At 53.9% G+C, this 13,691-nt stretch carries 14 protein-coding genes; 13 read left to right on the forward strand and 1 reads right to left on the reverse strand.

What is annotated here, in order from left to right; all coding sequences use genetic code 11:
* The first annotated feature begins 3 nt into the window (after positions 1-3).
* From J5276_RS28370 to J5276_RS28430, 13 genes are all read left to right on the forward strand, one after another.
* Positions 4-1,752, forward strand: a complete 1,749-nt coding sequence (locus J5276_RS28370) for an FAD-dependent oxidoreductase (RefSeq protein WP_209160096.1) — start codon at positions 4-6, stop codon at positions 1,750-1,752.
* An 856-nt stretch (positions 1,753-2,608) separates the two neighbouring features.
* Entirely contained in the window at positions 2,609-3,325 is a 717-nt protein-coding gene (locus tag J5276_RS28375; protein WP_209160097.1) for a type IV secretion system lytic transglycosylase VirB1, read from the forward strand.
* A gap of 14 nt (positions 3,326-3,339) precedes the next feature.
* Entirely contained in the window at positions 3,340-3,705 is a 366-nt protein-coding gene (gene virB2 / locus J5276_RS28380) for a pilin major subunit VirB2 (RefSeq protein WP_209160098.1), read from the forward strand.
* Entirely contained in the window at positions 3,702-4,028 is a 327-nt protein-coding gene (locus J5276_RS28385; protein ID WP_209160099.1) for a type IV secretion system protein VirB3, read from the forward strand. The genes virB2 and J5276_RS28385 overlap by 4 nt, the downstream gene beginning before the upstream one ends.
* Positions 4,028-6,397: a VirB4 family type IV secretion/conjugal transfer ATPase gene (locus tag J5276_RS28390; protein ID WP_209160100.1), complete on the forward strand. Its 2,370-nt coding sequence runs from the start codon at positions 4,028-4,030 to the stop codon at positions 6,395-6,397. The genes J5276_RS28385 and J5276_RS28390 overlap by 1 nt, the downstream gene beginning before the upstream one ends.
* A gap of 16 nt (positions 6,398-6,413) precedes the next feature.
* On the forward strand, positions 6,414-7,082 hold the full coding sequence (virB5, locus tag J5276_RS28395) for a pilin minor subunit VirB5 (protein ID WP_209160101.1): 669 nt from the start codon (positions 6,414-6,416) through the stop codon (positions 7,080-7,082).
* Between the two features lie 71 nt (positions 7,083-7,153).
* The gene (locus J5276_RS28400) at positions 7,154-8,041 is read left to right on the forward strand and encodes a type IV secretion system protein (protein WP_209160102.1); all 888 of its coding nucleotides are present in this window, start codon (positions 7,154-7,156) and stop codon (positions 8,039-8,041) included.
* Positions 8,042-8,089: 48 nt separating this feature from the next.
* Complete coding sequence (locus J5276_RS28405) at positions 8,090-8,236, forward strand: type IV secretion system lipoprotein VirB7 (protein ID WP_370647649.1); 147 nt, start codon at positions 8,090-8,092, stop codon at positions 8,234-8,236.
* The gene (locus J5276_RS28410) at positions 8,223-8,936 is read left to right on the forward strand and encodes a type IV secretion system protein VirB8 (protein ID WP_209160104.1); all 714 of its coding nucleotides are present in this window, start codon (positions 8,223-8,225) and stop codon (positions 8,934-8,936) included. The genes J5276_RS28405 and J5276_RS28410 overlap by 14 nt, the downstream gene beginning before the upstream one ends.
* On the forward strand, positions 8,933-9,811 hold the full coding sequence (virB9, locus tag J5276_RS28415) for a P-type conjugative transfer protein VirB9 (RefSeq protein ID WP_209160105.1): 879 nt from the start codon (positions 8,933-8,935) through the stop codon (positions 9,809-9,811). The genes J5276_RS28410 and virB9 overlap by 4 nt, the downstream gene beginning before the upstream one ends.
* Positions 9,811-10,941 (forward strand): type IV secretion system protein VirB10, encoded by a 1,131-nt coding sequence (virB10, locus tag J5276_RS28420; protein ID WP_209160106.1) that lies wholly within the window; start codon positions 9,811-9,813, stop codon positions 10,939-10,941. Before virB9 ends, virB10 begins: the two co-directional genes overlap by 1 nt.
* A 32-nt stretch (positions 10,942-10,973) precedes the next feature.
* Positions 10,974-12,008 (forward strand): P-type DNA transfer ATPase VirB11, encoded by a 1,035-nt coding sequence (virB11, locus tag J5276_RS28425; protein ID WP_209160107.1) that lies wholly within the window; start codon positions 10,974-10,976, stop codon positions 12,006-12,008.
* Between the two features lie 230 nt (positions 12,009-12,238).
* On the forward strand, positions 12,239-12,964 hold the full coding sequence (locus J5276_RS28430) for a response regulator (protein ID WP_209160108.1): 726 nt from the start codon (positions 12,239-12,241) through the stop codon (positions 12,962-12,964).
* Between the two features lie 124 nt (positions 12,965-13,088).
* Here J5276_RS28430 and J5276_RS28435 read toward each other — a convergent pair whose 3' ends face one another.
* A complete protein-coding gene (locus J5276_RS28435) occupies positions 13,089-13,691 on the reverse strand; it encodes a conjugal transfer protein VirC2 (protein ID WP_209160109.1) in 603 nt (200 codons plus the stop codon).

The following is a 13,691-nucleotide window of genomic DNA, read 5'->3' on the forward strand; positions in this document are numbered from 1 at the left end:
GCAATGACCTCACATCTAACTCGACGTAAATTTATTGCAGCAGCTGCATTACTTGTTACCCCCCGGCTTGCGCTAGGTTTGGAAACGCAAGCCGATATGGTCATCTATGGTATGACCAGCGGTGCAGTCACCGCGGCGATCCAAGCTCGTACCATGGGTCTTTTTCCCATGATCGTAGGTGGGTGGCGGGAAAAGCATGTCGGCGGCATGATGTCAGGTGGATTAGGCGGCACCGATCTCGATTCAGGCCGGGCATATGGAGGCCTGCCGCGTTATATCATCAGCCTGATAAACGCCCAGGGGAGGCGCCCAAATGATCAGTTCCAATTCGAGCCGCGCTTTGCTGAGACTGTTTTTAACTCCTTATTAAAGACCTACGACATTCCAGTAGTGCGTACCCGCGGAATCCACCGGGTGAGGAGGTCTGGCTCACGACTAGAGGCGTTTGAAACAGTTGATGGCCAAGTTTTCGCGGCGCGAGTTTTTATCGATGCTAGCTATGAGGGCGATCTTATTGCGGCGGCGGGTATAAGTTCCGTGGTCGGCAGGGAAGCTCGTGATGGTGATAATGTGCTGAACGGTTTCCGGGGCACTGAACAAACAGATCAAGGGGCTGATCATAATTTTTTTAGCCGGCGTCACCTTGAGAAAGTTCTCGGGCCGATTTGCGTTGATCCTTATGTCAAAGCCGGCATACCTGGAAGCGGTCTTTTGCCCGGTATTCGTACCTATCCTCAACCTGAAGTAGGGGCGGCCGATCGAGCGGTGCAAGCCTATAACTTTCGTATGACTATGACGAGGGACCAATCTCGCCGCGTGGATTTTCCTACAACGGCGCCCAAAAGCTTCACTCCTGCTCGCTACGAACTCCTTTATCGCTGGATCGAAGTGCTGAAAAGCCGTGGTCTGCTAGAGAATCCCGCGGAGGCGGTCAAACTCTTTCTGCTCCATAACGATTTAGGTGATGGAATTTTTGACATAAACAATTTCGGGCCCGTCTCGACGGATTTAATCGGAGCGTCTTGGAGCTATTCACAGGCGAATTATTCGGAACGTGAGCTGTTGTGGAAAGCACATGAGACATGGATCCGCGGACTTTTTTACGCTCTACAGCATCATCCGGACCCCCGTATGCCTGCTGATCTACGGGATGCTTTCAGGCAATACGGTTTGGATGAAGCTCATTATCAAGATCCGCATGAGAATGACGAGCGACACTGGCCCTACCAGCTTTATGTGAGGGAGGCCCGTCGCATGGTATCGGATTACCAAATGAGCGGGCGCGAAGTCGCCGCCAATGGCGACATGGATCCTGTGGATTCCCGTACTATCGGATGCGGTTCATATAACCGAGACAGTCACCATACCCAGCGCATTCTGCGCACCAGTTCAAATCTAATAGGAATGTCCACGGTTTCTGTATGGAATGAGGGAAATTTCGAAGCCGCGGCGGGGGGAACGGAAAAAATGTTCCCGATACCATATGGTGCAATCCTACCGCGCCGTGCTGAGTGCACAAATTTGCTGTCGATATTTGCTATCAGTGCAACACACGAAGCTTTCGGCGCAACGCGGATGGAGATGTCACTGATGCAGCTTGGTCAGTCGGCCGCGGCGGCGGCGGCCTTGGCGGCCAAAAGCCAATCAGATATGCAGGATATACCCTACGACGAAGTTGTTTCAGCGTTGTTCATACCGGAACGCATTTCCCCTCCAGTGCTCCCTCGAAAAGTTCACCCTCAGAATCTGTAGCAGGCAAGTGGTGGTGACCATGACTGCGTCACTGTCGACAAGGTTCGAGGCTGTTCAGCATTGCAGTTATCCCAAGAAATTTCGCAGCGGTTTCACGGGACCGCGCTTTGCGCAGCGAAGATATGGTGATTCTGCCCGTGACGGTTTGAGGGTAAATTTGCAGCATTAGGCAGCAGAGACGTAAGCGACGTTTGGCGCCAACGCTTCTTGGTTTAGGCGTCCACTATCTGGTGGCATACGCCTTCACTGTCTCCGGCAGGGCAGTTCGCATCAGATGCATCGCCATCTACTTTTTTGGCGATCTGAGCTCCGCGTCGTTCGCCCAAGAGTTTCGGCGTCTGAAAAGTTATTCATTGTGGCTAACGGTGTTTTTCCACAGCCTAGGAAATGGCTGCAAAATGCTGAAAGCCTGTACCCCAATCTGCCGAAGTAGATGGGATGGTTGCCGCCCTCCCCAAACGGCATCGCAATGTGCCAAAAAAGGTGGTGTTGAGGCCACGAAACGGAGAGAGCGGCAAATGAACGATAAAATGATCGGGGTCTGGCAAAGAATATCATCGTGCTTCATGAGCATCGGGAGAAATTGTCGCGCGGTCAGTTTTCCATCCATGAAGCGTCAGCCAGCAGCCGTTGTTGTTCTAAATGCTTGTGGCAGTGCCCACTACTGAGGTGCGGCAATTCTCTTCTGGGGCGGCAACCACAGTAGAAGCGCATATTTGCTTCATTGCTTCAAATGAAATCATGCGTGAAGGTAATAAAATCAGAAAGTAACAGACCCCTTCCAAAATCACCCCGTTAGCGACCGAGTCATCTCGTGGCTGAACCGGGCCAATTGTTATACCGAGGGGAATAAGTAATGCTGAAGACGGCAGGATCGTTCGTAATTATTTTTCTGATGGTTCAGCCAAGCAAAGCTGCGTCACTCTCGTTCGATGAATTTAGCCAACTCGCTCGCGAATGCGCTCCTTCAGTCGCTCCATCCACGCTTGGTGCGATTGCGAAAGTCGAAAGTCGGTTTGATCCGCTTGTGCTGCATGACAATACCACAGGCGAAACTCTGCATTGGAAGAATCCGGCGGATGCCACGCACAATCTACAACATCGCCTCGCAGCAGGGCATTCAGTCGATGTCGGCATAATGCAAGTGAACTCGAAGAATTTCGCGCACTTGGGCTTGGATCCCGGCAATGCAATCGAGCCTTGCGCGTCCCTCTCAGCGGCCGCGCATTTGCTTGTAGGACGCTATCATGGCGGCAACACGAAAGAAACAGAACAACTTGCCCTAAGGCAGGCGATCTCGGCTTACAATACCGGAAACCCGGCGCGCGGCTTCGCTAATGGTTATGTGCGGCAGGTCGAAGTGGCGGCTCAGCAACTTGTACCTCCGCTAACTCAGTCCGGGAAAAATCAGACCCATAGCGAGCAGAGCCAAGACGAACCGTGGGACGTCTGGGGCGCGCACGACCACTCCCACTCGGCAGGCGAAGCAGACGATTCGTCTGCTTCGCCTGAGGCTCGAAAGCCAAATAAGGGCGAATCCCCCGAAAAAGATCAAGTTTTCCGAAACGAATAATGGAGATGCACCATATGGCGCGCTTTGACAAACACCGCGAGCAATCGAACTTCCGTGGCCTGATGGAGAAGGCTTCGCGCGTCGCGGTTGCGCTCGCACCGAGCGTAAGTGGCGCGATCGGAGCGAGCTTGGTTCTCTACCGGCCAGCTGCAGCGCAGGCCGCCGGAGGCACTGACCCTGCCACCATGGTCAATAATATTTGCACGTTCATTCTTGGTCCGTTTGGTCAATCGCTCGCTGTTCTTGGCATCGTGGCCATCGGCGTGTCGTGGATGTTCGGCCGGGCTTCACTCGGTCTTGTAGCAGGTGTCGTTGGCGGAATCGTTATTATGTTTGGAGCCAGCTTTCTCGGCCAAACGCTTACCGGGGGTGGGGGATGACCGAGGATCTTGAAGAGGCCACACTCTATTTGGCGGCAACGAGGCCTGCATTGTTCTTTGGGGTACCGCTGACGCTGGCCGGACTTTTCATGATGTTGGCTGGGTTCCTCATCGTGATTGTGCAGAACCCCCTTTATGAAATTGTTCTCCTGCCGCTGTGGCTTGGAGCGCGGCTCGTCGTGGAGCGCGATTATAACGCGGCAAGCGTGGTCTTGCTGTTTCTCCGGACAGCGGGGCGGAGCGTTGATGGCCATACATGGGGCGGGGCAAGTGTCAGTCCCAACCCGACCAGAGTTGCGCCGCGAGGAAGAGGAATGACGTAATGTTCGGAGCAAGCGGACGGATCGAGAGATCCGGGGAAATCTATCTGCCTTACGTTGGGCACCTTAGGGACCATGTCGTTCTTCTGGAGGACGGTTCCATTTTGACCATGGCGCATATCAGTGGCCTTCCCTTCGAACTGGAGGAAGTAGAGGTCCGAAATGCGCGCTGCCGCGCCTTTAACACGCTCTTTCGCAATATCGCCGATGACAACGTCTCAGTGTATGCCCATCTTGTCCGCCACAACGATGTGCCAGCGCCGCCGGCACGCCATTTTCGCAGCGACTTTGCGTCAAACCTGAGCGAAACGTTCGAGCAGCGTGTTCTCTCTGGTAAGCTGTTTCAAAACGACCACTTCCTCACACTCATTGTCTCTCCTCGCACCGCGCTCGGCAAAGTGAGAAGCAGATTTAGCAGGCGCTACAGCAAGAACCGAAGCGATCTTACACATCAGATCCGGCATCTGGAGGATATTTGGAATGTTGTCGCTGACGCTCTTGAGGAATATGGGCTTCGTCGCCTTGGCATCCGAGAAAAAAATGAGGTGCTTTTCACAGAAATTGGTGAGGCCCTCCGGCTAATAATGACTTGCCGATTTTTACCAGTTCCGGTTGTTAGCGGCTCCCTCGGCGCCTCCGTGTATACGGACCGGGTCATCTGCGGCAAGCGCGCCTTGGAGATAAGAGCGCCAAAAGATTGTTACGTTGGATCTATCTTTTCATTCCGGGAATACCCGGCAAAGACGCGGCCTGGAATGCTTAACACACTCCTGTCATCAAGTTTTCCGCTTGTTTTGAGCCAGAGTTTCTCTTTCCTGACCCGTCCTCAGGCTCACGCCAAACTCAGCCTCAAATCTAACCAGATGACCAGCTCTGGTGACAAGGCAGTCACCCAGATCGGTGAGCTCGCTCAAGCGGAAGATTCATTGGCCAGTAGCGAATTCGTTATGGGTTCCCATCATCTCAGCCTTTGCGTCTATGCCGACGATCTCGATACCCTTGCCGACTACGGCGCGAGAGCCCGAACGAATCTGGCGGATGCGGGGGCTGTTATCGTCCAGGAAAGCATCGGAATGGAGGCTGCATACTGGTCTCAGCTACCAGGAAACCATAGATGGCGTACCCGTGCCGGAGCTATCACTTCACGCAACTTTGCCGGACTGGTTTGTTTCGAAAACTTCCCTGTCGGAATGAAATCGGGCCATTGGGGAAGGGCGGTTGCTCGTTTCCGCACCAACGGCGGTACTCCTTTCGACTATATCCCGCATGAAAACGACGTTGGAATGACCGCAATATTCGGGCCGATCGGTAGAGGAAAGACGACGCTTATGACTTTCATTTTGGCCATGCTCGAACAGAGCATCGCCAGTCGCAGCGGGATGATCGTCTTTTTCGACAAGGATCGCGGCGGTGAATTGCTTGTGCGCGCCACCGGAGGGACTTACCTCACGCTGCGAAGAGGCGCGCCAAGCGGCCTTGCACCTTTACGAGGCCTGGAGAACACGGCAGGGGCACGGGACTTTCTCCGCGAGTGGATCGTGGCGCTGATTGAAAGCGACGGTAGGGGCGGAATCTCGCCGGAGGAAAATCGCCGGTTGGAGCGTGGTATCCAACGGCAATTGTCGTTTGAACCTAACATGAGGTCCCTTGCGGGCTTAAGAGAATTCTTATTGCACGGGCCCTCTGAAGGTGCTGGAGCCAGGCTGCAGCGGTGGTGCCGGGGGAATGCTCTTGGCTGGGCGTTTGACGGCGAATCTGATGAGGTTAAGTTAGATCCCTCGATTACGGGCTTCGATATGACACATCTCCTCGAATATGAGGAGGTGTGTGCACCGGCCGCAGCATATCTTCTGCACAGAATAGGAGAAATGGTAGACGGTCGACGCTTCGTCATGAGTTGCGATGAGTTTCGTGCCTACCTGCTCAATCCGAAATTCGCGGCAGTCGTCGACAAGTTTTTGCTGACTGTCCGGAAGAACAATGGAATGTTAATTCTGGCCACACAGCAACCGGAGCACGTACTTGATTCCCCGGTAGGCGCTAGCCTCGTTGCACAATGTATGACCAAAATTTTCTACCCGTCGCCTACCGCAGATCGGTCCGCTTATATGGACGGTTTGAAGTGCACAGAACGCGAGTTTCAAGCTATTCGCGAGGATATGGCGATCGGTAGCCGCAAGTTTCTTCTTAAGCGCGAGAGCGGAAGTGTCATCTGCGAATTCGATCTTCGCGACATGCAAGAATACGTAGCCGTACTATCCGGGCGCGCCAACACAGTGCGTTTTGCCCAGCAGTTGCGCGAGATCTATGGAGAAGATCCCGCCGCCTGGCTGGATAAATTCATGACACGCTATCACGAAGCACAAGATTGATCTGGAGGTCGAAGTCATGAAAATCCCGAGGCTTGCGATAAACGCACTTTTCATCTGTCTGCTTCTGTCGGGGACTGCTAGGGCACAGTTTGTTGTCACCGACCCTGCGACGGAGGCCGAAACGCTGACGACGGCGATCAATACTGCGGCGAACCTCGAACAGTTGATCACGATGGTGACAATGTTGACATCGCCTTTTGGCGTTACCGGCATGTTATCCGCGCTGGACCAGAAGAACCAATATCCTTCCAGCGGCCAACTCAACAGGGAAATGTTTTCGCCCCAGACGCCTGCTTCGACCACGGCGCGTGCGATTACCTTGGATGCCGACCGAACAGTCATGGGCGACGACGCTGAAGGAAATCTCCTGCGCCAGCAGATTGCAGGAGCCGCAAATACTGCGGGTGTCGCAGCGGATAATTTGGATGCAATGGACAAGCGGCTTGCGGCAAATTCAGAGACAGTCGCCCAGCTCTCCCGCTCGCGCAATATTATGCAGGCCACCGTCACGAACGGACTGCTTCTCAAACAGATACATGACGCAATTATTCAAGACATTCAGGCGACCAGCCTGTTGACGATGGCCACCGCACAGGCGGGACTGCATGGGGCGGAGGAGGCGGCGGCTCAAAGAAAGGAACACCAGGCAACCGCGCTGATGTTTGGGGCTGCTTCCTTGCATTGATTTCCGATCTTCTGTCGAAGTCTGAGGCCCATCGTTTCCGAAATACACCAAGGCAAATCCAGGTAAGGGCAATGAAATTTAGCATTCCTGCGCCTTTTACGGCGATACATACGATCTTCGACCTTGCTTTTACTGCCGGGCTGGACATGTTGCTCGGAAACATTCAACGGGCAGTCAGCGCACCTCTCGTGGCCTGCGTGACGCTCTGGATCATTGTCCAGGGTATCCTCGTAATGCGTGGAGAGATGGACGCACGCGGCGGAATCACCCGGGTAATCATGGTGTCGGTCGTTGTTGCTCTTGTCGTTGAGCAAGCGGAATATCACGATTATGTTGCCGCGGTATTTGAGGAGACGATACCGAACTTCATTCAACAGTTGGGTATCAGTGGCCTTCCCTTGCAGTCGATTCCTGCTCAGCTCGACACGATGTTTTCACTCACTCAAGTAGCCTTTCAGAAGATTGCTTCTGAGATTGGACCGATGAACGATCAAGACATCCTTGCTTTTCAGGGAGCACAATGGATTTTCTATGGAACGCTTTGGACTGCGTTTGGAATCTACGACGCCGTTGGAATTCTGACCAAGGTGCTGCTGGCGATCGGTCCATTAATCCTTGTTGGTTATCTCTTCGATCGCACCAGAGACATGGCTGCGAAATGGATCGGCCAACTTCTCACTTATGGGATACTTCTGCTTCTATTAAACATAGTGGCAACGATCGTGGTCCTGACGGAAGCGACGGCGCTCGCGCTCATGCTCGGTGTTGTCACGTCTGCTGGCACAACAGCAGCCAAGATAATCGGACTCTATGAACTCGATATGTTCTTCCTGACCGGTGACGCCTTGATCGTCGCCCTTCCAGCTATCGCTGGGAATATCGGGGGTAGCTACTGGAGCGGTGCGGTGCAGACGGCCGGTAGCCTAAATCGCCATTTTGCCCAGACAACCCGCCGTTAGTTTCAGCTCCAAAAATGGAGGATTTCCTTGAAGTATTTTCTGTTGTTTGTGATTTTCGGCTTGGCTTCTTGTCAAACAAACGATCGGCTGGCGACTTGTAAGGGGCCGATTTTTCCGCTGAACGTCGGGCGATGGCAGCCCGCTCAGTCGGACCTTCAGCTTTCCAACGCAGGAGACGCTCATGAAAGGCTCTGAATACGCCCTATTAGTTGAGCGGGAAACGTTAGCTGACCACTATAAGCAAGTGGAGGCATTTCAGTCTGCACGTGCTAGGTCGGCTCGGCGAATTTCGCGAGCCTTGGCCGCGTTGGCAGTTATTGCAGTTGCAGGAAACGTGGCGCAGGCTTTCGCTATCGCCGTTATGGTGCCTTTGAATAAACTTGTGCCAGTATATTTGTGGGTACGACCCGATGGTACAGTTGACAGTGAAGTGTCCGTTTCGCGATTGCCGGCAACGCAGGAGCAGGCGGTGGTGAATGCGTCCCTGTGGGAATATGTCCGTCTACGCGAAAGCTACACGGCGGATACAGCCCAATATGCCTATGATCTCGTCTCAAGCTTTAGTGCTCCAACGGTGCGTCAAGATTATCAGCAATTCTTCAATTACCCCAACCCGAGCTCCCCTCAAACCATCATAGGCAAGCGCGGAAAGCTGGAGGCTGAACATATCGGATCAAATGAAGTTATGCCTGGCGTCCAGCAAATCCGCTACAAGCGCACTCTTATCATGGAAGGGCAGGCTCCGGTAGCTACGACCTGGACCGCCACGGTACACTACGAGAAGATCACTAACCTGCCTGCCCGATCGAGGCTTACAAATCCAGGCGGCTTAATGGTTACCTCCTATCAAACCTCGGAAGATACCGTTTCGAACACGACCCGGAGCCAGCAATGACAAAGAATCTTTTTCTGGGTCTGGTCTGTCTCCTCTTTGTCACCAGCGGCGCGCAGGCGGAAGACACGCCGGCGGCAGGCAAACTGGATCCACGAATGCGCTATCTCGCTTACAATCCCGATCAGGTTGTGCATCTTTCAACCGCTGTTGGAGCCACCTTGGTCGTAACATTCGGCAACAATGAAACAGTGACCGCCGTTGCCGTTTCCAACAGCAAAGATCTCGCGGCCCTCCCACGAGGCAATTATCTGTTTTTCAAGGCTAGCAAAGTCCTGCAGCCACAGCCTGTGATCGTTCTGACCGCAAGCGACGCAGGGATGCGGCGCTATGTTTTCAGCCTCGCGACCAGAACAATGTCTCGTCTCGATAAAGAGCAGCCTGATCTCTACTACAGCGTACAGTTTACTTATCCTGCCGACATCGCCGCTGCTCGCCGAAAAGAAGTGGAGCAAAGAGATCTTGCGGATCGGATGCGAGCGCAAGCACATTATCAGCGTCGAGCCGAGGACTTGTTGGATCATCCCGCAGCAAGTGGCGGCACAGGCTTGAAAAATTGGAGTTATGTCGCGCAGGGAGATCGTTCTCTGTTACCGCTCGAGGTTTTCGACGACGGGTTTTCCACGACATTTCGCTTTCCCGGAAACGTGCGTGTACCTTCAATCTACGTGATCAACCCAGATGGGAAGGAAGCTACTGCCAACTATTCAGTCAAGGGAGATTATGTTGAAGTCGCTTCCGTTTCCAGGCAATGGCGTTTGCGCGACGGTCAGACAGTACTATGCATCTGGAACAAGGTATATGACGCTGTCGGACGTAGGCCGGGCACTGGCACGGTCAGACCGGATGTGGAGCGCGTGTTGAAGGAGGCGAGGTGATGGAGGAGGTCAATGCCAAATCCAGAGAGGGTATAGACGCGCCCGGATCCCTCGTCAGCGATCCTCACGGCCGGCGCCTTTCTGGGTCGCAAAAGCTCCTTGTTGCGGGTTTAGTCCTGGTACTGTCGCTGAGCCTCATTTGGCTTGGTGCGCGCTCAAAGAAAAAGGCCGAGCCGCCTCAACCAAACACAATGGTCGATGCCAACACGAAGCCCTTTCGGCCGGCCCCGATCGATATTCCCGCCAAACCCACAACGATCTCGCCGACTGCAGAAGCAACGGTTTTGCCGCCTGATCAACATCTGCGGGAACGGAACGAATTGAGGCCCGAGGAAACACCGATCTTTGCCTACAACGGAGGTGCTCAGAATGGTGTCAAATCTGTCCCGCACGATGATACTCGGAAGGGCGGCGAAGGCAATATAAACGCGAACTCCCTAGCAGCGTCTGGGGATTCCGCTGAAAACGATCTTTCGGTCCGCATGAGACCGACAGTGTTACAGCCTAGTGTTGCTACACTTTTGCCGCACCCAGATTTCACTGTGACCCAAGGAACGATCATTCCCTGTATCCTGCAAACCGCCATCGACACAAACCTGGCGGGGTATGTAAAATGTGTACTGCCTCAAGACATACGCGGAGCAACTGGAAATGTTGTGCTTCTGGATCGCGGAACGACAGTCGTCGGCGAGATCCAGCGTGGCTTGCAGCAGGGAGACGCCCGCGTTTTCGTTCTCTGGAGCCGCGCCGAAACGCCGTCGCACGCCGTCGTCTCTCTTTCTTCCCCGGGCGCCGACGAACTTGGCCGTTCCGGACTGCCCGGTACGGTCGACGATCATTTCTGGAAACGCTTTAGCGGGGCCATGCTCCTGAGTGTCGTCCAGGGCGCGGTTCAGGCGGCAAGTAGCTACGCCGAGAATTCGGCCGGCGGGACCAGCTTCAACAGTTTCCAAAACAATGGTGAACAAGCGGCCGATACCGCCTTGAGGGCGACTATAAACATTCCCCCCACCTTGAAGAAAAATCAGGGCGATACGGTCTCCATTTTCGTCGCGCGGGACTTGGATTTCTCAAGCATCTACCAGCTTCGTATGACCGGTGGATCGGCGAAACGTCGGTCTCCGCACTAATGCTCAGACAGCCAAGGCTTGGAGATGATCCAATGGAAGTAAATCCGCAATTGCGCTTCCTTTTGAACCCGGTCTTGAAATGGCTCGATGACCCGAGGACTGAAGAAGTTGCTATAAATGGACCGGGAGAAGCTTTCGTACGACAAAGCGGCGTCTTCACGAAGTTCTCCCTACCATTCTCATATGATGACCTCGAAGACATCGCTATTCTCGCAGGGGCACTGCGAAAACAAGATGTCGGTCCCCGCAACCCTCTTTGCGCCACGGAACTCCCGGGTGGTGAAAGGATGCAAATCTGTTTGCCGCCAACGGTACCCTCTGGCACCGTGAGCTTGACAATTCGACGGCCAAGCAATCGGGTGTCGGAACTGGGAGAAGTCTCGGCTCGGTACGATGCTCGTCGGTGGAATCAGTGGCAAATCCGGAAGCAGCGACGAGATCAACGCGATGAAGCGATTCTGCGCGAATACGACAACGGCGATCTGGAATCATTTTTACGTGCATGTGTTATCGGAAAGCGGACGATGTTGCTTTGCGGTCCAACCGGGAGCGGCAAAACCACGATGAGCAAGACCTTGATCAGCGCTATTCCGCGGGAGGAAAGGCTGATAACCATTGAAGATACGCTTGAACTCGTCATTCCACATGAGAATCATGTCAGACTACTCTACTCCAAGAGTGGGGTCGGTCTAGGTGCCGTGACTGCGGAACAATTGCTCCAGGCAAGCCTTCGGATGCGGCCTGACAGAATATTACTCGGTGAGATGCGCGACGATGCCGCGTGGGCCTACCTGAGTGAAGTCGTCTCAGGCCATCCTGGATCGATTTCAACAATTCATGGGGCGAATCCTGTCCAAGGCTTCAAAAAGCTGTTTTCACTTGTGAAGAGCAGTGCCCAGGGGGCGAGCTTGGAAGACCGCACACTGATTGACATGTTGGCAACGGCAATAGACGTCATTGTTCCCTTCCGTGCACACGGCGATATTTACGAAGTGGGTGAGGTATGGGTCGCCGCCGACGCCCGCCGACGCGGCGAGACGATAGGGGATCTTTTAAACCAGCACTAGAAATCAACGACAGTTTGCTCGTAGCGGCTTATGCAGCTTGTAGCAAGCGGCAGCCACTCCTGTCATCAAAGTGAAATCTTCCGTTAGGATTTTTGTCGTGTACGGCTTGGCCGAAATTTTGCCGAACTACCCGCATAGTGAGAGAAGGCGCCGAGTAGAGAGGCCGATACATACATCCTCTGCTTGCACGAATCTATGGGTTCTGCAGGATTCTGAAAGGAGGCGAACTTGTGAAACATATTCTTGTAATCGATGACGATGCCGCGATGCGCCATCTTATCAAAGAATATTTAACCGTTCACGCATTACGGGTCACTGCGGTATCAGATAGCCAGCAATTCACCCGCGTACTTGCATCCGAGACAGTCGATGTCGTTGTCGTGGATCTCAATTTAGGGCGTGAAGACGGACTCGAGATCGTTCGCAGTCTGGCTACAAAATCTGATGTTCCAATTATAATCATCAGCGGTGATCGCCTTGACGAGGCGGATAAAGTTGTCGCGCTCGAGCTAGGAGCATCAGACTTTATAGCAAAACCTTTCGGAACGCGCGAGTTCCTAGCACGCATACGTGTGGCATTGCGCGAGCGACCGAATGTCATGCGAACCAAAGACCGGCGCACGTTTTGTTTCGCTGGCTGGACACTGAGTCTCAGACAACGCCGTCTAACATCTACACAAGGTGGCGATGTGAAACTTACCGCCGGGGAGTTCAATCTTCTCGTTGCTTTCCTCGAAAAGCCTCGCGACGTGCTATCCCGAGAGCAGCTCCTGATTGCGAGCCGAGTTCGCGAGGAGGAAGTATATGACAGAAGCATCGACGTTCTCATTTTGAGGCTTCGCCGAAAGCTTGAGGAGGATGCTGCGAACCCTCACTTGATCAAAACGGCCAGGGGCGCCGGCTATTTCTTCGATGCTGATGTCAATATTTCCTTTGGAGGCATGATGGCGGCCTGATGCAGTGATTCATGATTTTTCATTTTGATCCAACGTAAGCCGGCTGTTATGTAGCTGGGCACGGGGTGCCTCATTCCCGATCATCCGAAGACGTCACCGCCGTTGAGTGATCGGAATGGTCACATTAGCGGCCTTTAGTCATCTTCTCTCCGGCAAAGAACGATGCGAGCGCGGCCGTAGCCAGTTTGTGACCAAAAGCGCGGGCACTCTCTAACCGCAATGGATCAAAATGATTGCGCGCGACTTCTAGCAGCGGTACCGGGAACATGCGAGAGGTCTGAACAATGACAGGTTTTCCGACTACTTGTGAGATCGGATAGGTTTTCGGAGCCGTGCTAAATGATCCGTCCGCTAACATCGCTTCGAAATCGGCTAGCGCACGCCGCAGGATCATCTGCAGCGACTTGGAATCGCTGTACTGCAGAACCAAGGTATCATACATCTTTGATACCTCAGGAGCGGGCGGTCGCGCCGAGAGAAAGACCTGGATTTTCTCTGGCGGCGCAGCCGAACTCAATGCGTCTACCGTTAGCATTGATTGCCGATCGAAGCTGTCACGACGCTTGGCGGCGACAGAAGGAGGTGATCGATCTTCCCGTCCGCCTATTTCAGGATTAGGCGCCGGGTCTCGCGAGGAACGAGTTGAGATTGGGTGAACGATCTCTGGTCGCGCGGCAGCAAGCCGTTTTGCTTCAACGACAGATAAGGCAGGTTTGCGGATGCCCAT

The organism is Agrobacterium sp. S7/73 (genome assembly GCF_019355535.1).
Classification (GTDB): domain Bacteria; phylum Pseudomonadota; class Alphaproteobacteria; order Rhizobiales; family Rhizobiaceae; genus Agrobacterium; species Agrobacterium tumefaciens.